Source organism: Streptomyces sp. NPDC057623 (assembly GCF_042800355.1).
Lineage (GTDB): Bacteria > Actinomycetota > Actinomycetes > Streptomycetales > Streptomycetaceae > Streptomyces.
Window position 1 is genome coordinate 106,965 of record NZ_JBHVGZ010000014.1, and the last position, 23,369, is coordinate 130,333.

24 protein-coding genes, 5 tRNA genes and 1 pseudogene are annotated in these 23,369 nt (G+C 69.4%); 19 read left to right on the top strand and 11 right to left on the bottom strand.

Translation table 11 applies throughout. From position 1 onward, the window contains the following. Positions 1-331: 331 nt before the first annotated feature. The 4 genes from ACFU95_RS17355 to ACFU95_RS17370 all read right to left on the bottom strand — a co-directional run bounded on the left by ACFU95_RS17355 (position 332) and on the right by ACFU95_RS17370 (position 5,579). A complete protein-coding gene (locus tag ACFU95_RS17355; RefSeq protein ID WP_030051303.1) occupies positions 332-907 on the bottom strand; it encodes an ATP/GTP-binding protein in 576 nt (191 codons plus the stop codon). Next, positions 888-1,286, bottom strand: a complete 399-nt coding sequence (locus ACFU95_RS17360) for a DUF742 domain-containing protein (protein WP_003997626.1) — start codon at positions 1,284-1,286, stop codon at positions 888-890. The genes ACFU95_RS17355 and ACFU95_RS17360 overlap by 20 nt, the downstream gene beginning before the upstream one ends. Positions 1,287-1,400: 114 nt before the next feature. Continuing rightward, on the bottom strand, positions 1,401-1,814 hold the full coding sequence (locus ACFU95_RS17365; RefSeq protein ID WP_048580707.1) for a roadblock/LC7 domain-containing protein: 414 nt from the start codon (positions 1,812-1,814) through the stop codon (positions 1,401-1,403). A gap of 9 nt (positions 1,815-1,823) precedes the next feature. Next, on the bottom strand, positions 1,824-5,579 hold the full coding sequence (locus ACFU95_RS17370; protein ID WP_383828048.1) for a nitrate- and nitrite sensing domain-containing protein: 3,756 nt from the start codon (positions 5,577-5,579) through the stop codon (positions 1,824-1,826). Positions 5,580-6,177: 598 nt separating this feature from the next. Here ACFU95_RS17370 and ACFU95_RS17375 point away from each other — a divergent pair. The 9 genes from ACFU95_RS17375 to ACFU95_RS17415 all read left to right on the top strand — a co-directional run bounded on the left by ACFU95_RS17375 (position 6,178) and on the right by ACFU95_RS17415 (position 10,228). Further along, the gene (locus ACFU95_RS17375) at positions 6,178-6,363 is read left to right on the top strand and encodes a hypothetical protein (RefSeq protein WP_383828050.1); all 186 of its coding nucleotides are present in this window, start codon (positions 6,178-6,180) and stop codon (positions 6,361-6,363) included. 127 nt (positions 6,364-6,490) lie between these two features. Continuing rightward, a complete protein-coding gene (locus ACFU95_RS17380) occupies positions 6,491-7,276 on the top strand; it encodes a fumarylacetoacetate hydrolase family protein (protein WP_383828052.1) in 786 nt (261 codons plus the stop codon). After that, the gene (gene gltX / locus ACFU95_RS17385) at positions 7,260-8,744 is read left to right on the top strand and encodes a glutamate--tRNA ligase (RefSeq protein ID WP_383828054.1); all 1,485 of its coding nucleotides are present in this window, start codon (positions 7,260-7,262) and stop codon (positions 8,742-8,744) included. Before ACFU95_RS17380 ends, gltX begins: the two co-directional genes overlap by 17 nt. A 148-nt stretch (positions 8,745-8,892) precedes the next feature. Beyond that, positions 8,893-9,624: an HAD family hydrolase gene (locus tag ACFU95_RS17390; protein ID WP_383828056.1), complete on the top strand. Its 732-nt coding sequence runs from the start codon at positions 8,893-8,895 to the stop codon at positions 9,622-9,624. A 91-nt stretch (positions 9,625-9,715) separates the two neighbouring features. Next, a tRNA-Gln gene (locus tag ACFU95_RS17395) sits at positions 9,716-9,787 on the top strand. 21 nt (positions 9,788-9,808) lie between these two features. After that, a tRNA-Glu gene (locus tag ACFU95_RS17400) sits at positions 9,809-9,881 on the top strand. Positions 9,882-9,943: 62 nt separating this feature from the next. Then, positions 9,944-10,016, top strand: a tRNA-Glu gene (locus ACFU95_RS17405). 20 nt (positions 10,017-10,036) lie between these two features. Beyond that, positions 10,037-10,108, top strand: a tRNA-Gln gene (locus ACFU95_RS17410). Positions 10,109-10,152: 44 nt separating this feature from the next. Next, positions 10,153-10,228, top strand: a tRNA-Glu gene (locus ACFU95_RS17415). Between the two features lie 50 nt (positions 10,229-10,278). Here ACFU95_RS17415 and ACFU95_RS17420 read toward each other — a convergent pair. Further along, on the bottom strand, positions 10,279-10,926 hold the full coding sequence (locus ACFU95_RS17420; RefSeq protein ID WP_383828058.1) for a MerR family transcriptional regulator: 648 nt from the start codon (positions 10,924-10,926) through the stop codon (positions 10,279-10,281). 89 nt (positions 10,927-11,015) lie between these two features. On the opposite strand from ACFU95_RS17420, the pseudogene ACFU95_RS17425 reads away from it, so the two are divergent. Then, positions 11,016-11,542: pseudogene (locus ACFU95_RS17425) on the top strand (DUF4188 domain-containing protein). 71 nt (positions 11,543-11,613) lie between these two features. Here the strand turns inward: ACFU95_RS17425 and ndgR are convergent. Continuing rightward, the gene (gene ndgR / locus ACFU95_RS17430) at positions 11,614-12,330 is read right to left on the bottom strand and encodes an IclR family transcriptional regulator NdgR (RefSeq protein ID WP_383828060.1); all 717 of its coding nucleotides are present in this window, start codon (positions 12,328-12,330) and stop codon (positions 11,614-11,616) included. A gap of 202 nt (positions 12,331-12,532) precedes the next feature. Between ndgR and leuC the strand changes: the two genes are divergently transcribed. From leuC to ACFU95_RS17450, 4 genes are all read left to right on the top strand, one after another. Further along, positions 12,533-13,963, top strand: a complete 1,431-nt coding sequence (leuC, locus tag ACFU95_RS17435) for a 3-isopropylmalate dehydratase large subunit (protein ID WP_383828062.1) — start codon at positions 12,533-12,535, stop codon at positions 13,961-13,963. A gap of 6 nt (positions 13,964-13,969) precedes the next feature. Beyond that, entirely contained in the window at positions 13,970-14,563 is a 594-nt protein-coding gene (gene leuD, locus ACFU95_RS17440) for a 3-isopropylmalate dehydratase small subunit (protein ID WP_383828064.1), read from the top strand. 265 nt (positions 14,564-14,828) lie between these two features. Beyond that, entirely contained in the window at positions 14,829-15,059 is a 231-nt protein-coding gene (locus ACFU95_RS17445) for a hypothetical protein (protein ID WP_383828066.1), read from the top strand. A gap of 138 nt (positions 15,060-15,197) precedes the next feature. Then, on the top strand, positions 15,198-15,845 hold the full coding sequence (locus tag ACFU95_RS17450; protein ID WP_383828068.1) for an HU family DNA-binding protein: 648 nt from the start codon (positions 15,198-15,200) through the stop codon (positions 15,843-15,845). A 71-nt stretch (positions 15,846-15,916) separates the two neighbouring features. Here the strand turns inward: ACFU95_RS17450 and ACFU95_RS17455 are convergent, their stop codons facing one another. Both ACFU95_RS17455 and cofC read right to left on the bottom strand, forming a co-directional pair. Beyond that, positions 15,917-16,120: a hypothetical protein gene (locus ACFU95_RS17455; RefSeq protein ID WP_383828070.1), complete on the bottom strand. Its 204-nt coding sequence runs from the start codon at positions 16,118-16,120 to the stop codon at positions 15,917-15,919. Positions 16,121-16,160: 40 nt separating this feature from the next. Next, positions 16,161-16,799, bottom strand: coding sequence for a 2-phospho-L-lactate guanylyltransferase (gene cofC, locus ACFU95_RS17460; RefSeq protein ID WP_383828072.1), 639 nt, complete (start codon positions 16,797-16,799; stop codon positions 16,161-16,163). A gap of 169 nt (positions 16,800-16,968) precedes the next feature. Here cofC and ACFU95_RS17465 point away from each other — a divergent pair, with 169 nt between their 5' ends. From ACFU95_RS17465 to ACFU95_RS17475, 3 genes are all read left to right on the top strand, one after another. After that, positions 16,969-17,784: a lysophospholipid acyltransferase family protein gene (locus ACFU95_RS17465; protein WP_383828074.1), complete on the top strand. Its 816-nt coding sequence runs from the start codon at positions 16,969-16,971 to the stop codon at positions 17,782-17,784. Further along, positions 17,781-18,791, top strand: coding sequence for an NAD(P)H-dependent glycerol-3-phosphate dehydrogenase (locus ACFU95_RS17470; RefSeq protein WP_383828076.1), 1,011 nt, complete (start codon positions 17,781-17,783; stop codon positions 18,789-18,791). The genes ACFU95_RS17465 and ACFU95_RS17470 overlap by 4 nt, the downstream gene beginning before the upstream one ends. Before the next feature lie 80 nt (positions 18,792-18,871). Beyond that, on the top strand, positions 18,872-20,029 hold the full coding sequence (locus ACFU95_RS17475; RefSeq protein ID WP_383828078.1) for a D-alanine--D-alanine ligase family protein: 1,158 nt from the start codon (positions 18,872-18,874) through the stop codon (positions 20,027-20,029). Positions 20,030-20,068: 39 nt separating this feature from the next. Here ACFU95_RS17475 and ACFU95_RS17480 read toward each other — a convergent pair whose 3' ends face one another. Beyond that, complete coding sequence (locus ACFU95_RS17480) at positions 20,069-20,578, bottom strand: DUF3515 domain-containing protein (protein ID WP_383828080.1); 510 nt, start codon at positions 20,576-20,578, stop codon at positions 20,069-20,071. Positions 20,579-20,598: 20 nt separating this feature from the next. After that, entirely contained in the window at positions 20,599-20,832 is a 234-nt protein-coding gene (locus tag ACFU95_RS17485; protein ID WP_003997603.1) for an Lrp/AsnC family transcriptional regulator, read from the bottom strand. Between the two features lie 206 nt (positions 20,833-21,038). Here ACFU95_RS17485 and ACFU95_RS17490 point away from each other — a divergent pair, with 206 nt between their 5' ends. After that, complete coding sequence (locus tag ACFU95_RS17490; protein ID WP_383828082.1) at positions 21,039-22,007, top strand: thiamine-phosphate kinase; 969 nt, start codon at positions 21,039-21,041, stop codon at positions 22,005-22,007. Next, positions 22,004-22,795 carry a bifunctional hydroxymethylpyrimidine kinase/phosphomethylpyrimidine kinase gene (thiD, locus tag ACFU95_RS17495; protein ID WP_383828084.1) on the top strand — a complete coding sequence of 264 codons (792 nt, stop codon included), beginning with the start codon at positions 22,004-22,006 and terminating at the stop codon, positions 22,793-22,795. The genes ACFU95_RS17490 and thiD overlap by 4 nt, the downstream gene beginning before the upstream one ends. 134 nt (positions 22,796-22,929) lie before the next feature. Here the strand turns inward: thiD and rpmB are convergent, their stop codons facing one another. Further along, positions 22,930-23,115, bottom strand: coding sequence for a 50S ribosomal protein L28 (rpmB, locus tag ACFU95_RS17500; RefSeq protein WP_003993230.1), 186 nt, complete (start codon positions 23,113-23,115; stop codon positions 22,930-22,932). Between the last annotated feature and the right edge of the window lie 254 nt (positions 23,116-23,369).

Genomic DNA, 23,369 nt, shown 5'->3' on the forward strand with positions numbered 1-23,369 from the left:
GCCCAGTTCGCCATGGAGTACGCAGTACTGCTGAGTACGTCTTTGACTATTGGGCAGTTCTCGCATTCCAGCACGTCGGCCTGCGCTCTTCCAAACAGTGGAAGAGGAGGATTCCGAGTGATGTAAGCCCTAGATAAAACGGTCATAAAGAGCGAGCCCCGTCAAAAGACGGGGCTTTCGTACGCGCAGCGACACCGCTTGACCGCGACGAGTGGCCGTACCACCTGATTCCTCTGCCGAAACGTTATGAACAAGGGAGCCGACCGTGTCAAAGGCCACAGTCGGCTCCGGTACATCTACGACAACTGCCGTATGACGCTACGGACTTGATCTACCGCAGCCGCGCCATCAGCGCGTGCTCCACCAGCGTGATCAGCGCACTCTTGGCATCGGCCCGGTGGCGGGCGTCGGTGGTGATGATCGGCGCGTCCGGGCCGATCTGCAGCGCCTCGCGCACCTCGTCGGGTGTGTAGGGCTGGTGTCCGTCGAAGCCGTTGAGGGCGATGACGAACGGGAGCCCGCTGTTCTCGAAGTAGTCGACCGCGGGGAAGCAGTCGGCGAGACGGCGGGTGTCCACCAGGACGACGGCGCCGATGGCGCCGCGCACCAGGTCGTCCCACATGAACCAGAAGCGGTCCTGGCCGGGCGTACCGAAGAGGTACAGGATCAGGTCCTGGTCCAGGGTGATACGACCGAAGTCCATGGCCACCGTGGTGGTGGTCTTGTCCCCGGTGTGAGTGAGGTCGTCGATGCCCGCGCTCGCGGACGTCATCACGGCCTCGGTACGCAGCGGGTTGATCTCCGAGACCGCGCCGACGAACGTGGTCTTGCCCACGCCGAAGCCACCCGCCACCACGATCTTCGCGGAGGTGGTCGCCCGGCCTGGTTCAGAGCTTGCGAAGTCCACTGAGCACCCTTTCGAGCAGCGTCACGTCCGGAGCGCCGCCGTTGTTCTCGTCGCCGCCCGGCTGGTGGATGGCGACCAGGCCGGCCTCCGCGAGGTCCGCGACGAGGATCCTGGCCACACCCAGCGGCATGGACAGCAGCGCCGACACCTCGGCGACCGACTTCACCTCACGGCACAGGTGGCAGATGCGCTGGTGCTCCGGGAGGAGCCCCATGAGCGCTGCCGGGTCGGCCGTGGTGCTGATCAGGGCCTCGATGGCCAGCTGGTAGCGCGGCCGGGTCCGGCCGCCGGTCATCGCGTACGGACGTACCAGCGGCTGGTCGCCCTCATCCTCGTACGGCTCCGCGTACGGATCATGAGAGGCGGTGGGCGGGGTCATGAATCCTCCGGGCGGGGACAGCAAGTCGGTCAGTCAAGCCGTCTGGGTGGGGGCCAGTGCGGGGATTGTGGCGGCCGGACGGTGATTTGGTGAGACGGGTGGATCCGGGGCTGATCAGTGGAGCAGACTGCCTTGGAGTTCGGCGCGCAGGTCCGGTGTGAGCACCGCGCCCGCCCGGTCGACCAGCAGCGCCATCTCGTAGCCGACAAGGCCGATGTCGCATTCGGGGTGTGCCAGGACGGCGAGGGACGAACCGTCCGAGACGGACATGAGGAAGAGGAATCCCCGCTCCATCTCGACCACGGTCTGTGCCACGTTGCCGCCGTCGAAGATCCGCGAGGCCCCTGCGGTCAGCGAGGTCAGGCCCGACGCGACGGCCGCCAGCTGGTCGGCACGGTCGCGCGGGAAGCCTTCCGACATCGCCAGCAGCAGACCGTCGGCGGATACGACGACGGTGTGGGACACCCCGGGGGTGTTGTCCACGAAGTTGGTGATCAACCAGTTGAGGTTCTGTGCCGCCTGGCTCATCTGGCTCAACTAACGCTCCTGCTGGTGAGTGGGGTTCGGGAAGCTGCCGGTCTGGCCGTTGCGGACCTCACGACCCTGCGCGATACCCCGACGGAGATTGGTCAGCCGGCCGCGTACGTCGTCAGGCGCACGCGAGACCTGCGGACCGGCTTGGTGCTGTTGCTGCTGAGCCGTACCCGGGACGAGGTTCGCCCTGGGGACCCGGCGCGGCAGGCCGGAGGTGGTGACACCGCCCGCGGCCGGCTGCCGGACGCGTTCCGCCTGCCGGACGAGGTCGTCGTTCGGCGAGCTGCGCCAGGCGGTCGATGAGGTCCGCTGGGGAGCGGAGGAGGGCTGCGGCGGAGCCGCGGGAGCCTGCGGCTCCTGCGGAGCGGAAGCCGGAGCCGAGCCGTTGCCGTTGGCACCGGGCTGGCGTCCCTGCGGGCCGCCGTGGAACCAGTTGGTCTCCAGCGTGTCGTACAGCGGCGTACGCCCGTCACCGGGACCCGTCGCCGGCGGCAGCGCCTCGGGCTCCTGCCGGGCGGGCCGCTGCTGCGGACGCGCCGGGGCCGGGGCCGGGGGCTGCGGGGCACCGAAGCCGGAACCGCCGCCATACGTGCCGTTGGCCTGGGGCCGCTCGAACTGCCCGGTGGATTCGGGGTTCTGGCGGCCGGGCAGGGCGTGCTGGCCGGTCGAGCCGGCGTCGTACGCCTGCGGAGCGGTCGGCCGGCCCGGCTGCGACGGGGTGTTCTGGCCGTTCGGGGCGCCGAAGACGTCCGAGCGGACGAACTGGCCCGTGCCCTGCGGTTCGTTCGTGCCGGGGCCCGGGAACTGGCCCGTGCTCTGCGGGTTGTACGCACCCGGAGCCTGGGCGTCGAAGTCCGGGCGGGCGAACTCCGAGGTGGCGGCCGTCGAGCCGTGGCCCTGACGGTCGTCGACCCGCGGCATCCGGGAAGTCTGCTGTGCGGGGTCCTCGTCGTGCCCGCGCGGGGCGTCGAGCGAGGCACGGGGCACCGGCGGCTGCGCGTTCTCGTCGCTCCAGCTGGGGCGGGAGGGCTGGCTGCCGCCGGGCAGCTCGGCACGCGGGCCACCGCGCGGCGGAAGCTGCGGCTGGCGGCCACGTCGGCCCTTCTCGGCACCCGGGGGCGGGGACTGCGGCGCGGACGGTCCACCCGGCCGGGACTGCTCGCGGCCGGGAGTCGCGCCACGGGAGCCGCCGAAGGCGTCCTGGCCCGCGCCGAACGGGTCCTGACCCGTACCGGCGGCCTGGAGACCCTGCGGAGCACCCGGGGCCTGGCCACCGAAGCCGGCGCCGGCACCCGCGGGGGACGGCCGGCCCTGCGGCGGCATGCCGCCCTGACCCTGCGGTCCACGCGGTGCACCCGGTCCGCCCGGAAGCCCGCCGCCGTCACGTCCCGGCAGCGCGGCCCGCGGTCCCTGACCGGCACCGAGCCGGCCTCCGCCGGACGCGCCGGCACCGAGGGCGCCGCCACCCGGCGCACCCGCGCCGAGGGAGCCGCCACCGGCCTGGGCCTGGCGACGGGCGGCAGCCGCACCGGCGGCGGCCTGCGCGGCGGCCGGACCACCGGAACCACCGGGACCGCCCGGACCGGGCTTGCCCGGAGCGGGCTTCTTGCCGCCCTGGGCGACATCGACGGGCAGCATGACCAGCGCGGTCGTACCGCCGGAGTCGGAGGGGCGCAGCTGGATGCGGATGCCGTGCCGCTGCGACAGCCGGCCGACCACGAAGAGGCCCATGCGGCGGGAGACGGAGACGTCCACGGTGGGCGGCGAGGCGAGCCGCTCGTTGATCGCGGCGAGGTCCTCGGGGGAGAGGCCGATGCCGGTGTCGTGGATCTCGATCAGGACGCGGCCGTCGGGCAGCGCGTGACCGGTGACCTTGACCTTGGTCTGCGGGGAGGAGAACGAGGTGGCGTTCTCCAGCAGCTCGGCGAGCAGGTGCACGAGGTCGTTGACCACGCGGCCGGCCACTTCGGTGGTCGGCACCGAGGACAGCTCGATGCGCTCGTACTGCTCCACCTCGGACGCGGCGGCACGGAGCACGTCGACCAGCGGGACCGGGCGGGTCCAGCGACGGCCGGGCTCCTCACCGGCGAGGACGAGGAGGTTCTCACCGTTACGGCGCATGCGCGTCGCGAGGTGGTCGAGCTTGAAGAGCGAGGACAGCTGGTCCGGGTCGGCCTCGCGGGACTCCAGTTCGGAGATGAGCGAGAGCTGACGCTGGATGAGGCCCTGCGAGCGGCGCGAGAGGTTGGTGAACATCGCGTTGACGTTGCCTCGCAGCAACGCCTGCTCGGCGGCGAGGCGGACCGCCTCGCGGTGCACGTCGTCGAAGGCCGCGGCCACCTGGCCGATCTCGTCCCGGGAGTGCACACCGACCGACTCGACGGAGGTGTCGACGTCCTGCGGGTCCGACTCGGAGAGCTGCTTGACCAGCTCGGGCAGCCGGTCCTGGGCGACCTTGGTGGCGGTCTCCTCCAGGCGGCGCAGCGAGCGGATCATGGAGCGGGCCACGACGAAGGCACCGACCAGCGAGACACCGAGCACGAGCAGGATCAGCGCACCGGAGATGATCGCCTCGCGCTCCGACTCGTTGCGCAGCTCGCGGGCCTTCTGCTCCATGTCCTCCAGCAGCGTCGTCTCGATGGCGCGCATCTGCTGGATCTTGGTGGTGCTGTCGTCGACCCAGTCCCGGTAGGAGCGCTTCTCCAGGTCGTCGAGGGCGTTGGGGTTGCCGAGCGCGCGGTTGGCGTACTTGTCGCTGGCCGTGATCGTCGGGTTGCCCGATTCGATGGACTTGAGGAGGTCGGCGGCGCCCTGGGTGCCGTAGATGCTCCGGAAGCTCTTCAGTTCGGACCGCTGGCTCGTCAGCGCCGACTCGGCGTAGAGCCGGTCGTTCTCGGAGAGGTCACCGACGCTGTCGTTGTTGGCGGGCAGTGCCGCCGCGAGGACCGCGCGCTGGATGGACGCGTACTCCTTGGCGGTGGAGAAGGCCGCCAGGGCACGCGTGCTCTGGATCATCTCCGGGTTGCTGGTCGCCTCCGCCATGTCCTGCGAGAGACCGAGCAGGTTGGTGATCAGACGGTGGTAGGCCTCCACGGTCTGCGTGGAGTTGTCCTTGGCCTCGTAGGCGGTGTTGCGGATCTTCGCGATGGAGCCCAGGTCGCCGACGAGCTGGACGAGGTTCTCGCGGACGCCCTTGAGGTTGCCGTCCTTGCTGTTGTCGTCGATCTCCTCGGACGCCTCGATGAAGCTGTCCCGGGCCCGGTCCGTCTTGTCCCGGTAGCCCTTGACCGTGTAGTCGGTCGCCTTGGCGCCGTGTGCGAGCGGACCGGCGGACTGGTCGCGCTCCTCCTGGAGCGCCGCGGCGAGCTCGGTGGCCCGCTTGGTCATGTCCGTCAGCAGCTTCATGTTGTCGAGCTGCTGGATGTCGTCCATGTTGTCGCTGATGCGCAGGGCACCCAGCGAGGTGGCCGCGACGACGGGGAGCGTCAGCAGCGCCACCAGTCGCGTGGAGATGCGCCAGTTGCGCAGGGCTATTCGCGTGCCGGAGCCACCGCCCTTGGGGGCCTTCTTCGCGGCCGGCGCGGAAGGGTTCGCCGTCCCCGGGGACGCCGACACGGCGGGGCGCCCGGAGCGCTCACCGCCGTCGACGGACGGGGTCGGCCCCTGGTTCTGGGCGTGCTGGGTCGAGGGACCTCGGTCGGTCCCGCCGTGCTCCGGCTCCGCCGAAGCGCTGCCATCCCTCTTGAAACGTCCCTGCACTAGCGTCGCAACCTCTGGACCAGGCGCCCCTCCGCGTGAACGGACGGACACGGTGTCGGCGTCATGGGAAGCGTCCTGAATACGCTCCCCGGTGGTCGTGAGTGACCGGCGCTGGCTCCCCCTTCTCGCCGCCACCAGGCGCTCGGTGCGCCCCCTGTGCGCCGGCTCGATCCTGCGGCGGTCCGTGGAATTCCAGCACAGTGCAGGATCTCCAACAAGGTCCGTAGGCCGAGCCGTGACATACGTGACACCACGTGAGGGCGAGATTACCTGCCGTAGAAACGGATCCGGGCCATAACGGACTTATGCCCGCGAGCCGCTCGGGTGCGGGAGGTGTCCCAGTCGCGATGATCAGGAGCGGAATGATGGCTTCAGGTGCTTGATGTCCGTTTCGTGGGGGTGCAGTGCCCGCCCGGATTGCCCATTTTGCCCTCGGAGTCGTGAGCAAACTCACATGCCGATCAAGGGGTCTTCACGACTGCGGAGGGGAACCGCGTGTTTAGCCTGACGCTTTACATGATGTAAGACTTTGACAACCCCGCGCCCGCGCGAGACCAGGCTCCACCGGCGCCCCGACATGACAGGGTCACGTAGAACCGTGAAGACGACGATGATGTTCCACAACATAGCCAACCCGCGGCGCACCACGCTGGCGCACCTCAAGGACGCCGACGCGCTTCAGGTTCCGGAGCAGGAGCACTCCGTCGATCTCCCCACCCAGACCGCGAACCCCAGGCGCACCATCCTCATGGAGGCCCCCGCCACGGCCTCCGTCGCCGGGTAGTACGCGCACCGGCCCCGGATCACTCAAAGCGCCCGCGCACGGCCTTAATGCGCGAGGCGCCCGCCCCTCCCCGCGTTAGCCTGGAGCGTCAGACTCCAGCCGGCTCAAGTGAGGGGCGCAGCATCCCGTGCGCATCGCCAGATTCTCCATCGACGGGAACGTCGCCTTCGGCGCGGTCGAGGGCGACAAGCCGGACGAGCTCGTCCTCGACATCATCAAGGGCATCCCGTTCGCGGACTTCGAGCTCTCCGGCACCAAGGTCCCGTTGAGCAAGGTCAGGCTGCTGCCGCCGGTGCTCCCCAACAAGGTCGTGGCCTTCGGCCGCAACTACGCCGAGCACGCCCGCGAACTCGGCAACGAGGTGCCCGACGCCCCGTTCGCCTTCTTCAAGCCGTCCACCTCGGTGATCGGCCCCGGCGACGAGATCCAGTACCCGTCCTTCACCGAGGACCTCCACCACGAGGCCGAACTGGCCGTCGTCATCGGCCGCATGTGCCGGGAGGTCCCGCGTGAGCGCGTCAAGGACGTGATCTTCGGCTTCACCTGTGCCAACGACATCACCGCCCGTGACGTCCAGAAGCGCGAGAAGCAGTGGGCCCGGGCCAAGGGATTCGACTCCTCCTGCCCGCTGGGCCCCTGGGTGGAGACGGACCTGGCCCTCGACACGGCCGCCGACCTGACCATCCAGCTCACGGTCAACGGCGAGCAGCGCCAGCTCGGCCGCACCAGCGAGATGATCCACCCGATCGAGGATCTGATCGTCAACATCTCCGAGGCCATGACGCTACTCCCCGGCGACGTGATCCTCACGGGCACCCCGGCAGGCGTCGGGCCGCTCACCGTCGGCGACGAGGTCGCCGTCACCATCGAAGGCATCGGCACTCTCACCAACAAGGTTGTCAAGCGTGGCTAGCGCACCCGTCCGCGTACGTTTCTGCCCCTCGCCCACCGGTAACCCCCATGTGGGCCTGGTCCGCACCGCCCTGTTCAACTGGGCGTTCGCCAAGCACCACCAGGGCACGCTCGTCTTCCGCATCGAGGACACCGACGCGGCCCGCGACTCCGAGGAGTCCTACGGCCAGCTGCTCGACTCGATGCGCTGGCTGGGCTTCGACTGGGACGAGGGCCCCGAGATCGGCGGCCCGCACGCGCCGTACCGCCAGTCGCAGCGCATGGACCTCTACAAGGAGGTCGCGCAGAAGCTCCTGGACGGCGGTCACGCCTACCGCTGCTACTGCTCCCAGGAGGAGCTGGACACCCGCCGCGAGGCCGCCCGCGCCGCCGGCAGGCCCTCCGGCTACGACGGCCACTGCCGCGACCTGACCGACGCGCAGGTCGAGGAGTACACGGCCCAGGGCCGCGCCCCGATCGTCCGTTTCCGCATGCCCGACGAGACGATCACCTTCACGGACCTGGTCCGCGGCGAGCTGACCTTCACCCCGGAGAACGTCCCGGACTACGGCATCGTCCGCGCCAACGGCGCCCCGCTGTACACCCTCGTCAACCCGGTCGACGACGCCCTGATGGAGATCACCCACGTCCTGCGCGGCGAGGACCTGCTCTCCTCGACCCCCCGTCAGATCGCCCTGTACAAGGCGCTGACGGAGCTGGGCATCGCCAAGAGCATCCCGCAGTTCGGCCACCTGCCGTACGTGATGGGCGAGGGCAACAAGAAGCTCTCCAAGCGTGACCCCGAGTCGTCGCTGAACCTCTACCGCGAGCGCGGTTTCCTGCCCGAGGGGCTCCTCAACTACCTCTCCCTCCTCGGCTGGTCGCTCTCCGCCGACCAGGACATCTTCACGATGGACGAGATGGTCGCGGCCTTCGACGTGGCGGACGTGCAGCCCAACCCGGCCCGTTTCGACCTGAAGAAGTGCGAGTCGATCAACGGCGACCACATCCGCCTGCTCGACGTGAAGGACTTCACGGAGCGCTGCGCCCCCTGGCTGAAGGCCCCGTTCGCCCCCTGGGCGCCGGAGGACTTCGACGAGGCCCGCTGGCACGCGATCGCCCCGCACGCCCAGACCCGGCTGAAGGTCCTCTCCGAGATCACGGACAACGTCGACTTCCTCTTCCTCGCCGAGCCGGTCCGCGACGAGGCGAGCTGGACGAAGGCCATGAAGGAGGGTTCGGACGCCCTCCTGCACACCGCCCGCGAGAAGCTGGAGGCAGCCGACTGGACCTCGGCCGAGTCCCTGAAGGAGGCCGTCCTGGCGGCCGGAGAGGCCCACGGCCTCAAGCTCGGCAAGGCCCAGGCCCCGGTCCGTGTGGCCGTCACCGGCCGCACGGTCGGCCTGCCCCTGTTCGAGTCCCTGGAGGTCCTGGGCGAGGAGCGGACGCTGGCCCGCATCGACGCGGCGCTGGCGAGGCTGGCGGCGTAACGCCGACACCGAAGGGGCGGCACCCGGACAACCGGGTGCCGCCCCTTCGGCGTTGTCAGAGGGCGTCGTTCCCCTCGATCGGACACGCGCTCCGGTCGTGGGACGCGTTCGTCGGACAGGCCCCGGCACGGCGCGTTACCGTCGGACCATGAGCATCCGCGCCGTGGTCTGGGACGTAGACGACACGCTCTTCGACTACACCGAGGCGGACCGCAAGGGAATGCGGGCGCACCTGACGGCCGAGGGTCTGCTCGGCGGATACGGCAGCGTCGAGCAGGCCATCGTGCACTGGAGGGCGATCACCGACGCGCAGTGGGCGCGTTTCTCGGCAGGGGAGGTCGACTTCCAGGGGCAGCGCCGGGACCGGGTGCGGGTGTTCCTCGGGGAGGAGCTGAGCGACGCGGAGGCCGACGCGTGGTTCGAGCGGTACATCGCGCACTACGAGACCGCCTGGGCCCTCTTCCCGGACGTCCTGCCGGTCCTGGACGCCCTCGCGGCCAGTCACCGCCACGCGGTGCTGTCCAACTCCAGCATCCACGTCCAGGACCGCAAACTGCGCGTGCTCGGCGTCCACCACCGCTTCGAGGCCATCCTGTGCGCCGCCGAGCTCGGCGTCTCCAAGCCGGACGCCGGCGCCTTCCACGCCGCCTGCACCGCCCTGGAGCTCGCCCCGCACCAGGTGGCGTACGTCGGCGATCACCCGGAGATCGACGGGCGCGGTGCCGCGGAGGCCGGGTTGCTGTCGGTCTGGATCGACCGTGACGGCGTGTACACCAGCGCTGACGCCTCCGGCGGACCGCACCGGATCGCCTCCCTCGCCGAACTCCCCGCGCTCCTCGGCGCGGATACCCGTTTTGGAGCCCCGTCCACCTTCAGGTAATGTTCTTCCTGCGCCGCCGAGGAGCGGGCCGAAAGGCCGGAACCCGGAGGAGCAAACTAGAACAAAACCCCCTGAGGGGCTTGCGTTCCAGTGGCCTATGGTGTAATTGGCAGCACGACTGATTCTGGTTCAGTTAGTCTTGGTTCGAGTCCAGGTAGGCCAGCTCGCAGAGCTCATCTGCAAAGCCCCCGTTGTGTAGCGGCCTAGCACGCTGCCCTCTCAAGGCAGTAGCGCCGGTTCGAATCCGGTCGGGGGTACAGATCCTTCCCGCGAGGACGGCTTGGGTAGCTCCCACCGACCTCGATGCAGGATCGCTAGGGCCCCCGTTGTGTAGCGGCCTAGCACGCCGCCCTCTCAAGGCGGTAGCGCCGGTTCGAATCCGGTCGGGGGTACGAACTGGTCTAAACCACATTGGTCTATGGTGTAATTGGCAGCACGACTGATTCTGGTTCAGTTAGTCTTGGTTCGAGTCCAGGTAGACCAGCTCGGATCTGCGGCGGTGTAGTTTTAAACGCTCGTAAGATCCACGCCCCCGTTGTGTAGCGGCCTAGCACGCCGCCCTCTCAAGGCGGTAGCGCCGGTTCGAATCCGGTCGGGGGTACCACATGAAGGCCCTTCGCTTCGGCGGGGGGCCTTCGTCGTGCCTGGCGCCGGCTACTCGTCGAAGCCGTACCGCCGCGTCGACTCCTCCTCCTGGGCCAGTCGGTGCAGCGCCTGGAGCACCGGCTCGTTGAGGATCGCCCCCAGGATCGCGAACTCGATCCGCTCCGCCTCCGTCGGGTACGTCTCCATGTTGTCCAGGTCGAGGACGGCCGTCCGGTGCATCAACTCGGCGTACGGGGCGAGCAGTTCGGCCCCGAAGCCGTAGCCGAGCCGGCGGAAGGCTGCCACCGCCACCACCAGCGAGCGGTAGGCGGGGGAGATGGTCGTCAGCCGCTTGGCGTTCTCCCAGCCGAGCCGGTCCAGGAGTGCGGCGACCTCCTCGTGTGCGGCCTGGACGTACTCGTCGTCCTCGTCCGGCTCCCGCACCTGCGGCAACGCCCACATCGCGGCGCCGAGGCGGATCGCGCGGGGCAGGGAGTCGTCGTCGACATGCCCCAGCACCTCCTTGACCGTCGCCACCGGCACCCGGCCGACCTGGATCATCGCGCGGATCAGGCGCAGCCGACGCAGGTGCTCCTCGTCGTACTCGGCCGTCGTGGTGTTGATCTGGCGACCGGGCGCCAACAGTCCTTCGCGCAGGTAGTACTTGATCGTCGCGGTGGACACCCCGCTGCGCTCGCTCAGTTCAGCCAGCCGCATCTCTTGCGCCCTTCTTTGGGGAGTGCCACTATCCAAGCGCCACTCGGAAGGATAGTGCCGCTATCCGACAGGGGAAGCAGGGGAGTCGCATGTTCGCCAAGCCGGTACCGGGTCGCACCACCGCGGACGCCGAGGGCGATGTCGTCGTCCTGCTGATCGGCATGCGCGTCAACCACTTCTGGGCTGTGCGTCACTGGCTGCCGGTGGCGGTGGGCATGCTGCGGATGCTGCGCGAGAGCTGGGCCGGGCGCCCGAGCGCGGTCTGCTCGGCCATGTCCTGCTGACGGCCTCGCCCCGGACGTACTACGTCGTGCAGTACTGGGAGTCGAAAGAGAAGCTGTACGCCTACGCGCATGCGTCGGACATGCTCCACCGCGAGGCGTGGGCGGTCTTCAACCGCAGGGAGAAGGCGGGGAAGGTCCGGCAGCACGTGGGGATGTGGCACGAGGCGTATGTCGTGCCGGAGGGGGCGTACGAGTCGATCTACTCGGACATGCCGGCGTTCGGACTCGCCGCGGCGCATGGGCAGGTGCCGGTGGAGAAGCGGGGGCGCTACGCCAAGGACCGGTTCGCGCACCGGTCGGCGAACGCGAAGGCGGCCGAAGGGGCCGGCTGACGGGGGGATCGAGGGACGGGGAGGGTCTGCCGCGGCGTTGAGGCAGGTCCTTCCCGCTGACGTGTCCCGGGTCAGCCGGTGCGGCGCAGGGCTTCGGAGAGGCGGCCGGCGGCGTCGATGACGGCCTGGGCGTGCATACGGCCCGGGTGGCGCGTCAGCCGCTCGATGGGGCCGGAGACCGACACGGCGGCCACCACGCGGTTCGACGGGCCGCGCACGGGCGCGGAGACCGACGCGACGCCCGGCTCGCGCTCGCCGATCGACTGGGCCCAGCCCCGGCGTCGTACGCCCGAGAGCGCGGTGGCCGTGAAGCGGGCGCCCTGGAGGCCCCGGTGCAGGCGCTCGGGCTCCTCCCAGGCCATGAGGATCTGCGCCGAGGAGCCCGCCTTCATCGTGAGCGTCGAACCGACCGGGACCGTGTCCCGAAGGCCGGACAGGCGTTCCGTCGCGGCGACGCAGATGCGCATGTCGCCCTGGCGGCGGTAGAGCTGTGCGCTCTCGCCCGTGATGTCCCGGAGGTGGGTGAGGACCGGGCCCGCCGTGGCGAGGAGGCGGTCCTCACCGGCGGCCGCGGCCAGTTCTGCCAGCCGGGGGCCGAGAATGAAACGGCCCTGCATGTCACGCGCCACCATGCGGTGGTGTTCCAGAGCCACGGCCAGTCGATGTGCCGTGGGTCGTGCCAGTCCGGTGGCCGAGACGAGCCCTGCGAGGGTGGCCGGACCGGACTCCAGGGCGCTCAGGACAAGGGCTGCCTTGTCCAGAACGCCGACGCCGCTACTGTTGTCCATGCAACGATACTCGCGTCTCACTCTGTGAAACGCAAGTTCAATTTTCCGTGGAACGCGCCACTCTGGAAGAACGAAGGCAGAGCGGCCCGTCAACCGGTACGGGTCTGGCGGTGGACGCCCGGAAGCAGGGGCACGGGTGCCGGCCGCCTTCTCAAGATCTCTAGTTGGGCCGGTGGACCGTAAACCGGCCGGAGGGAAAGCGATGGGTAGGACACTCGCGGAGAAGGTCTGGGACGACCATGTCGTCCGGCGCGCCGAGGGCGAGCCCGACCTCCTCTTCATCGATCTGCACCTGCTGCACGAGGTGACCAGCCCGCAGGCCTTCGACGGCCTCCGCAAGAGCGGCCGCAAGGTGCGCCGGCTCGACCTGACCATCGCCACCGAGGACCACAACACCCCGACCCTCGACATCGACAAGCCCATCGCGGACCCGGTCTCCCGTGTCCAGCTGGAGACGCTGCGTGCGAACGCCGCCGAGTTCGGTGTGCGCCTGCACCCGCTGGGCGACGTCGAGCAGGGTGTCGTGCACGTCGTCGGCCCGCAGCTGGGCCTGACCCAGCCCGGTATGACGGTCGTCTGCGGTGACTCGCACACCTCCACGCACGGCGCCTTCGGCGGTCTGGCGTTCGGCATCGGCACCTCCCAGGTCGAGCACGTGCTGGCCACCCAGACGCTGCCGCTGGTCCGCCCGAAGACCATGGCCATCACGGTCAACGGCGAGCTGCCCGACGGCGTCACCGCCAAGGACCTGATCCTGGCGATCATCGCCAAGATCGGTACGGGCGGCGGCCAGGGCTATGTCCTGGAGTACCGCGGCTCCGCCATCGAGCAGCTCTCGATGGAGGCCCGGATGACCATCTGCAACATGTCGATCGAGGCCGGTGCCCGCGCGGGCATGATCGCCCCCGACCAGACCACCTTCGACTACCTCGAGGGCCGCCCGCACGCCCCCAAGGGCGAGGACTGGGACGCGGCCGTCGCGTACTGGAAGACGCTGAAGACGGACGCGGACGCCGAGTTCGACGCCGAGGTCGTGATCGAGGCCGCCGAACTGTCGCCGTTCGTCACCTGGGGCACCAACCCCGGCCAGGGCGCGCCGCTTTCGGCGGACGTCCCCGACCCTGCTTCGTACGAAGACGCTTCGGAGCGCCTCGCCGCCGAAAAGGCCCTGGAATACATGGGGTTGGAGGCCGGTCAGCCGCTGCGCTCCATCAAGGTGGACACCGTCTTCGTAGGTTCGTGCACCAACGGCCGCATCGAGGACCTGCGCGCCGCCGCCGAGCTCGTGAAGGGCCGCAAAGTCGCCGATGGCGTACGGATGCTGGTCGTCCCGGGTTCCGCGCGGGTGGGTCTGCAGGCCGTCTCCGAGGGTCTGGACGTCGTCTTCAAGGAGGCCGGCGCCGAGTGGCGGCACGCGGGCTGCTCGATGTGTCTGGGCATGAACCCGGACCAGCTGGCCCCGGGTGAGCGCTCCGCGTCCACCTCCAACCGCAACTTCGAGGGCCGGCAGGGCAAGGGCGGTCGTACGCACCTGGTGTCGCCGCAGGTCGCGGCGGCCACCGCGGTCCTGGGCCACCTGGCCTCCCCGGCCGACCTGTCCGACGCCGAGACCCGTACGCCCGCTGGAGTCTGATCAGCCATGGAAGCATTCACCAAGCACACCGGCCGGGGCGTCCCGCTGCGCCGTTCCAACGTCGACACCGACCAGATCATCCCTGCTCACTGGCTCAAGAAGGTCACGCGGGACGGTTTCGAGGACGGTCTGTTCGAGGCCTGGCGCAAGGATGAGACGTTCATCCTCAACCAGCCCGAGCGGCAGGGCGCCACGGTCCTGGTCGCCGGTCCCGACTTCGGCACCGGTTCCTCCCGTGAGCACGCCGTGTGGGCGCTTCAGAACTACGGCTTCAAGGCGGTCATCTCCTCGCGCTTCGCGGACATCTTCCGCGGCAACTCACTCAAGAACGGCCTGCTCACGGTGGTTCTGGAGCAGAAGATCGTGGACGCGCTCCAGGAGCTCACCGAGAAGGACCCGCAGGCCGAGATCACCGTCGACCTGGAGGCCCGTGAGGTGCGCGCCGAGGGCGTCACCGCCTCCTTCGAGCTGGACGAGAACTCCCGCTGGCGGCTGCTGAACGGCCTCGACGACATCTCGATCACCCTCCAGAACGAGGCCGACATCGCGGCCTACGAGGCGAAGCGGCCGTCGTTCAAGCCGCGCACGCTTCAGAACTGAGCCGAAGGCTCGGCGCAAGGCGACTTTCGGACACCGCAACACCCCGCCAGTACCCCCGATCAGCCCGATCGGGGGTACTGGCATGTCTGCACCCGAACGGCCCTGCGCCGTTTGCGTGCCGGACTCAACTTCCCACGTTACGGCGGGTGTTGCAGGGGTACGCGAGTGGTGTGGCCGTGACTTCCGCAAGTGCCCGGAAGGCCATTCGAGGCCGGAGTTGCACCCCTGGCAGGCGACAACTCGCCCCAGATGGCACAATCTGTGCATGGAACACGACGGCCAACTCGAGCTCTATGCGGCAGTCGCGGACCGACTGAAGGAAGCGCACACAACAGTGCGCGCACTGCAAGTCCCGGAGGGCGTACGGATGGCGCTGACCCGGAAGCTGCTGGTCATTACGGCCGCGGCCAAGCACGACGTCGCCGAAGCGACAAGGCGTCTGGAGCGGTTCATGGCGGATCTTGAGGCGGGGCGATTCCCCGAAGAGGAACGCTGATCAACCTTCGAGACAGTCGAGTCTGTTGCGGCACAAGGGTGATTAGCCCGTTTCGTGTTTGATTTGCGGTATATATCTGCCTAACGTGCGAAAAAGCTTGAACACTTTCGTTCTGGCGATGTCTCCGAAGGGGAAGACGTGAACAAGGCGCAGCTCGTAGAAGCGATTGCCGACAAGATGGGCGGCCGCCAGCAGGCCGCCGATGCTGTCGACCACGTACTGGACGCGATCGTCCGCGCGGTCGTCTCGGGTGAGCGGGTTTCGGTCACCGGCTTCGGTTCGTTCGAGAAGGTCGACCGACCCGCTCGTTATGCCCGTAACCCCCAGACGGGCGAGCGGGTTCGCGTCAAGAAGACCTCCGTTCCGCGCTTCCGTGCCGGTCAGGGCTTCAAGGACCTGGTGAGCGGCTCGAAGAAGCTGCCGCGTGGTGGCGAGGTCGCCGTCAAGAAGGCGCCCAAGGGCAGCCTGACCGGTGGCGCCTCGGCGACGGTCAAGAAGGCCGCCGCGAAGAAGACCACCAAGGCGGCCGCCGCGAAGAAGACCACGGCGAAGAAGACGACGGCCAAGAAGACCACGGCCGTCGCCAAGAAGACCACCGCGAAGAAGGCGCCGGCGAAGAAGACCACGACGGCCGCCAAGAAGGCGACCGCGGCGAAGAAGACCACGGCCAAGAAGGCGACGGCGAAGAAGGCCCCGGCGAAGAAGGCGACCGCCAAGAAGGCGCCCGCCAAGAAGTCGACGGCTCGCAAGACCACCGCCAAGAAGGCCACCGCCCGCAAGAGGTAGAACCGCAGGGGCACTCACGCGCCGGGCCGGACTCCGTGTGGAGTCCGGCCCGCGGCGTGTTCAGCAGCAGTTCACAGGGTTTGCAGGGTCACCAGCGTGATGCGCAGGGCCTCGCCCTCGCCCGCCGTCTCGATGCGGACCCGTTGCCCGGGGCGCAGCAGCCGCAGGCCGCCCGCGTCGAAGGCCGGGGCGTCGAAGGGGACGGGGGTGCCGTCGTCCAGGAGGACGCTGCCGGAGCGGGTGTTCTCGTCGTAGGTGTAAGCGGTGGCCTGCATGGTGGTAACCCTACGACGGGTTGTGCTTCGGGTCGCTCGGCTACAGCCCCTTGATCAGCAGCCGTGCTGCCATCGTGGCCGTTCGTGGGCCGACCCCCAGGGCCAGTGCGGCCCGTAGATCCTCGCCGGTGTCCACGTCCTGGCGTACGGAGTCCACGTCGTCGAGGCCGAGTTCCACCGCCCCCGACGCGCGGTGGCGGGACCGCGAATCCTCGCCGAAAGCGGGCAGTAATTCATGGCCGGCGGCGGCCGAAAGCAATGTGGTGCCGATCGCCGCCGCATCGGGGAGAAAAGCGCGGGGGAATTCCGTGGCCGAGTCCAGGACCCGGGCCAATTCCAGCGGGCGGAGAGCCGGGAGGTCGGCGTTCAGGGCGGCTACGGCGCTTTCGGGACGGGATGACCGTACGACTGCCGTCGCGTGTGCCAGTGCCGCGTTCAGGCCGCCGCCCGGTTCGTCCGGGACGATATGCGCGCCAAGTGCGCCCAGCTCGCGGCCGGCCAGGGCGTCGTTCGTGACGACTGCCACATCCTTCACCGCCGGGCAGGCCAGCGCCGCCGCCACCGTGTCCTGGGCGAATGCGAGGGCCAGGCCCGGGCGCAGCCCGTCCGACGCGGTGTCCGAGAGCCTGCTCTTGGCCCGCGCCAAGGGTTTCAGGGGTATGACCAAGGTCCACTGCACCAGCGTTCCGTCCCTCTCTCGTCGCGGCCATTGTCACTCAGCCGTCACCGGGGCCATCTGGCGGTGACGGTGGCGAGGCGTACGGTGTTCTCGACAGACCGGCGGCCTGGGGCGAGACTTGTGCGGCCCTCCGGCCCGATGTGCTTGATCCCTAGAGGAAGGTGTCCGCGTGCCCCGCCGCAGAATCGGCTTCTGGTATCGCTTCGCCGCGGTGCTCTGCAAACCGCCGCTGGTGGTTCTGATCAAGCGGGACTGGCGTGGAATGGAGAACATTCCGGCCGACGGCGGATTTATTACCGCGGTGAACCACAATTCGCACATCGACCCCTTCGCGTACGCGCACTTTCAGTACAACACCGGTCGGGTTCCGCGATTCCTGGCGAAGAGCGGGCTTTTCAAGAAGGGGTTCGTCGGCGCCGCGATGCGCGGCACCAGGCAGATCCCCGTCTACCGGGAGACCACGGACGCGCTGAGCGCATTCCGGGCCGCCATCGGCGCCGTGGAGCGCGGCGAGTGCGTCGCCTTCTACCCCGAGGGCACCATCACCCGCGACCCGGAACAGTGGCCCATGACCGGCAAGACCGGTGCCGCACGCGTCGCCCTCCAGACCAGGTGCCCGGTGATCCCGGTCGCGCAGTGGGGCGCCAACGAACTGCTGCCGCCGTACGCCAAGAAGCTCAACCTCCTTCCGCGCAAGACCCACCGGGTGCTGGCGGGCCCGCCCGTGGATCTCGCGCGCTTCTACGACAAGGAGATGACCCCGGACCTGCTGAAGGAGGCGACCGAGGTCATCATGGCCGCCATCACCCGGCAGCTGGAGGAGATCCGCGGCGAGAAGGCGCCCGAGACGCCGTACGATCCGCGTCAGGAGCGCATCGAGCAACGGCGCCGCACTGCCGCGCAGAACCGGCGGACGCAGCCCGAGGCCGAGCAGGAAGAGGCCGTGCAGCAAAAGGCCGAGCAGGAAGAGGGGCAGGGCACGTGAGCAAGCCCGTCAAGGCGGCAGTTCTGAGTGCTGGTTCGTGGGGCACTGCCTTCGGTATCGTCCTCGCCGACGCGGGGTGCGAGGTCACCCTGTGGGCGCGTCGCCCCGAGGTCGCCGAGGCCATCAACTCAAGCCGTACGAACCCCGACTACTTCCCCGGCGTCGAGCTCCCGCAGGGCATGCGCGCGACCACGGACCCCGCCCAGGCCATGGCCGGCGCCGACTTCACGGTGCTGTCGGTCCCCTCCCAGACGCTGCGCGCCAACCTCGCCGAGTGGACGCCGATGCTGGCGCCGGGCACGGTCCTCGTCTCCCTGATGAAGGGCGTCGAACTCGGCACCGCCATGCGGATGAGCGAGGTCATCGAGGACGTGGCCAAGGTCGGCCAGGACCGCATCGCCGTGGTCACCGGCCCCAACCTGGCCCGTGAGATCGCCGCGCGGATGCCGGCCGCCGCTGTGGTCGGCTGCACCGACGAGTCCGTCGCCCAGCGCCTCCAGGCCGCCTGTCACACGCCGTACTTCAGGCCGTACACCGAGACCGACGTGGTGGGCTGTGAGCTGGGCGGTGCCGTGAAGAACGTCATCGGGCTCGCCGTCGGCATCGCGGACGGCATGGGGCTCGGCGACAACGCCAAGGGCTCGCTGATCACGCGCGGCCTCGCCGAGACCGCGCGGCTCGGTGTCGTGCTGGGCGCCGACCCGCTGACGTTCGCCGGACTCGCGGGCCTCGGCGACCTGGTGGCGACCTGCTCCTCGCCGCTGTCCCGCAACCACACCTTCGGCACCAATCTCGGCAAGGGCATGACCCTTCAGGAGACCATCGCGGTCACCAAGCAGACCGCCGAGGGCGTCAAGTCCTGTGAGTCCGTGCTGGATCTGGCCCGCCGGCACGGCGTCGACATGCCCATCACGGAGACGGTCGTCGGCATCGTCCACGAGGGCAAGCCGCCCGTGGTCGCCCTGAAGGAGCTCATGTCGCGCAGCGCCAAGCCGGAGCGACGCTGAGCGAAGCCGGAGCGACGCTGAGCGAACGCCACCCTCCGGACGCTGACTCGGCCCCTACGGGCGGGTACGCTCAACGCGATATGAGCACCGAGAACCTCCCCCAGAGCCCTGACCAGCCGCCCCGCAAGCCGCGCGTGGCCGTCGTGTTCGGCGGTCGCAGCTCCGAGCACGGGATCTCCATGGTCACCGCCGGCGCCGTACTGCGTGCGATCGACCGGACGCGGTACGACGTCCTGCCGATCGGCATCACGCGCGGCGGCCGCTGGGTGCTCACCGCCGACGATCCCGAACGCATGGCGATCACCGAGCGGCGTACGCCCGACGTCGAGGACCTCGCAGAGTCCAGCGAGGGCGGCGTGGTGCTCCCCGTGGACCCCGCGAGCCGCGAAGTGGTCTACAGCGAGCCCGGATCGGTACCCAAGGCACTCGGTGACGTCGACGTCGTCTTCCCCGTGCTGCACGGCCCGTACGGCGAGGACGGCACCCTCCAGGGCCTCCTGGAGCTCTCCGGCGTCCCGTACGTGGGTTCGGGCGTGCTCGCCTCGGCCGTCGGCCAGGACAAGGAGTACATGAAGCGGGTGTTCACCTCGTTCGGCCTCAAGGTGGGCCCGTACGTGGTGATCCGCCCGCGCGAGTGGGAGCAGGACGAGTCGGCCGCCCGCAAGAAGATCGTCGACCTCGCCGGAGAGCACGGCTGGCCGCTCTTCGTGAAGCCCGCGCGCGCGGGTTCGTCGATCGGCATCACCAAGGTCGAGGACCTGTCGGGTCTGGACGAGGCGATCATCCAGGCCCAGCGGCACGACCCGAAGATCCTCGTCGAGGCGACGCTGCGCGGCCGTGAGATCGAGTGCGGGGTGCTGGAGTTCGAGGACGGCCCGCGCGCCTCCGCACCGGCCGAGATCCCGCCGCCGGACGCGCACGCCTACTACGACTTCGAGGCCAAGTACATCGACTCCACGCCCGGCATCGTGCCGGCCCCGCTGACGCCGGAGGAGACGGCCGAGGTCCAGCGGCTCGCGGTGGACGCGTTCGAGGCGGCCTCGTGCGAGGGCCTGGTGCGCGCGGACTTCTTCCTCACCGAGGACGGGGAGTTCGTGATCAACGAGATCAACACGATGCCCGGCTTCACGCCGATCTCGATGTACCCGCAGATGTGGCAGGCGAGCGGGATCAGCTACCCGGATCTCGTGGACCGGCTGATCCAGGCGGCGCTGCGGCGGTCGACGGGGCTGCGCTGAGCCTTCCGGCCTTCACGCCGGCGCCGGGGGCCGCGGTGCTCAGTAGGTCTTCCGCTCCGGGATCGTCTTCTTGATCGCCGACGCCAGGTCGATCAGCGCACCCGAGCTGTCGTGCCCCGCGGCCACCGCCACTTCGACATACGCCTTGCGATTGGCGGTGGTGAAGCGGTACGCCCCGGCGTCCTGCTTCTCCATCAGCCAGTCGACGCCCTCGACCCCGCCCGGAACGGCGTCGGCGTCGTGCCCGTTGGCCACGTTCGGGTCGACCATCTTCGGCGGTCGCGTGACACCGCACCGCAGTATGATCGCGGAGTCCCCCCAGCCCGCGGTCAGCGCGGACGCGGGCGAGGGATCCTCACGGTGGGCACCGTCCACCTTGGCCGGCAGTACTTTGTCCAGGTTACGGCACATCCCGGCCACTGTTGCGGCGGGGCTGGGAACCGCCGTCGACGCGCTGCCGTCTGCTGATGAGCAGCCCGCTGCGGTGATCAGCAGGACGAGCGCGGGCAGCCCGAGGACAGAAATGTGCCGGTGACGGAAAGAGTTCACCGGCCAAGGGTAGACGGGGGCTACAGATGTACGACCGGGCAGGTCAGGGTGCGGGTGATGCCGTCCACTTGCTGGACCTTCGCGACCACCATGCGACCCAGGTCGTCGACCGTGTCGGCCTGGGCGCGCACGATGACGTCGTACGGTCCTGTCACGTCCTCGGCCTGGATGACTCCGGGGATCTTGCTGATCGTCTCGGCGACGGTCGACGCCTTGCCGACCTCCGTCTGGATCAGGATGTACGCCTGTACCACGGAACCTCCAGGGCGGCCACGAGGATCATGTGGGGAAAAGGAACGCCACGGTATCGCGTCGCCGCTCGTCGCGGGGAGACCTGCGAGGGCCGGGGCTTGCGCGCCGGGGTACCGGCACGACCGAAGTTGACGTACACCTCGACCGTAACGAGGACAGTAGTGAAGCGCGACCGGGTACGGACAGGGACAGAAGGGGCGTAAGGGCAATGAAGGGCACTGTTGGTGAGCTCGGCGAGTTCGGGCTCATCAGGGAGCTCACCTCCCGTCTCACCACCACCCCGGCGGTCCGGGTCGGCCCCGGCGACGACGCCGCGGTGGTGGCCGCGCCCGACCGCAGGGTGGTCGCCAGCACCGACATCCTGCTGGAGGGACGGCACTTCCGCCGTGACTGGTCCACGGCCTACGACGTGGGCCGCAAGGCCGCCGCGCAGAACCTCGCGGACATCGCCGCCATGGGCGCCGTGCCGACCGCGCTGCTGCTCGGCCTGGTCGTCCCCGCCGAACTCCCGGTGACCTGGCCGACCGAGCTGATGGACGGCCTGCGTGACGAGTGCCAGGTCGCGGGCGCCTCCGTGGTCGGCGGGGACGTCGTACGGGGCGACACCATCATGGTGTCGATCACCGCACTCGGCGATCTGCGCAACCAGGAGCCCGTGACGCGGGCGGGCGCGCAGCCCGGCGACCTCGTCGCGGTGACCGGCTGGCTGGGCTGGTCCGCCGCCGGATACGCCGTGCTCGCCCGTGGCTTCCGCTCGCCGCGCGCCTTCGTCGAGGCCCATCGGCGCCCCGAGCCGCCGTATCACGCGGGCCCGGCCGCCGCGGGGCTCGGCGCGACCGCGATGTGCGACGTCAGCGACGGGCTGATCGCCGACCTCGGGCACATCGCCGAGGCCAGCAAGGTCCGGATCGACATCCGCTCCGGCGCGATCGACATCCCGACCCAGATGAACGACATCGGACAGGCCGTCGGCGTCGATCCCATGCAGTGGGTGCTGACCGGGGGAGAGGACCACGCGATCGTGGCGACCTTCCCGCCGGACGTGAAGCTGCCGGCCCGCTGGAAGGTCATCGGCGAGGTCCTCAACCCGTCCGCGCTGCCCCAGGTGACGGTGGACGGGGCGCCGTGGACCAAGAAGGGCGGCTGGGACCACTTCGGCGGGGACATCGAGTCATGATCCCGGGCGTCCTCACCGTGGCGGGCTCGGACTCCGGCGGCGGCGCCGGAGTCCAGGCCGACCTGAAGACGATGCTCGCGCTCGGTGTGCACGGCATGAGCGTGATCACGGCGGTCACCGCGCAGAACTCCCTCGGTGTGCAGGGCGCTTGGGAGCTGCCCGTGGAGGCGGTGCGCGCCCAGTACCGCAGCGTCGTCGACGACATCGGCGTCCAGGCGGTCAAGACGGGGATGCTGTCGTCCGCCGAACTCGTCGAGATGGTGGCGGAGTTGATCGGGGGGACGGACGCACCGGCGGTCGTCGACCCGGTCGGCGTGTCCAAGCACGGGGACCCGCTGCTCGCGGCCTCCGCGCTGGACTCCGTACGCACGAAGCTGCTGCCGGTGGCGACTGTGGCGACCCCCAACCTCGACGAGGTGGCGCAACTGACCGGCGTCCAGGTCGAGGCGGAGGAGCAGCTGCGGGAGGCCGCGGCGGCCGTTCTGGCGTACGGGCCGCGCTGGGTGCTGATCAAGGGCGGCCATCTGTCCGGGGACGCCGTGGACCTGTTGACCGACGGCTCCGAGGAGCACTGGCTGCGGGCGCCCCGGTACGACAACCGGCACACCCACGGCACGGGCTGCACGCTAGCCTCCGCGATCGCCTCAGGGCTCGCGAAGGGCCAGTCCGTCCCGGAGGCGGTGGCGGCGGCCAAGGAGTACGTCACCGGGGCGATCAGAGCGGGGTTCGCGCTGGGTGCGGGAATCGGGCCGGTGGATCATGGGTGGCGGTTCCGCGGGCGCTCGTAGTGCGGAAGGCGGACGTGCAGAAGGCGGACGTGAGAAGGCGGACGTGAGAAGGCGGACATGCAAAAAGCCGGCCCACCGAGGTGGACCGGCTCTATGCGGCGAACCAGCAGTGGCCGCGCGCTCAGCTGTTGGCGTCAGCGCGAGACCTTGCCGGCCTTGATGCACGAGGTGCAGGCGTTTACGCGCTTCGGCGTCCCGCCGACCACGGTACGGACGCGCTGGATGTTCGGGTTCCAGCGACGGGACGTACGGCGGTGCGAGTGCGAGATGTTGTTGCCGAAGCCCGGCCCCTTGCCGCAGACGTCGCAGTTGGCAGCCACGGGTCACTCCAAAGACTTCAGATCCACTTACGGTTAATCCCGGCATGCCGGGATCGAGATCTAGGATCAGAGATCTGAGTGACATTGCCAGGGGAACGGCCCGATCTGCATCGGGCAACCGGAGCAGCATACAACGACTGCGCCAGTAGAACGAAACTACCATGCCTGATCAGGACCCCGCTCCCGGCCCTCTTCCGGTGCGCACCGGGTCTGGGTCTACGCTGCGTGCCACGTCCGGCAGCTCAAGGAGGCGC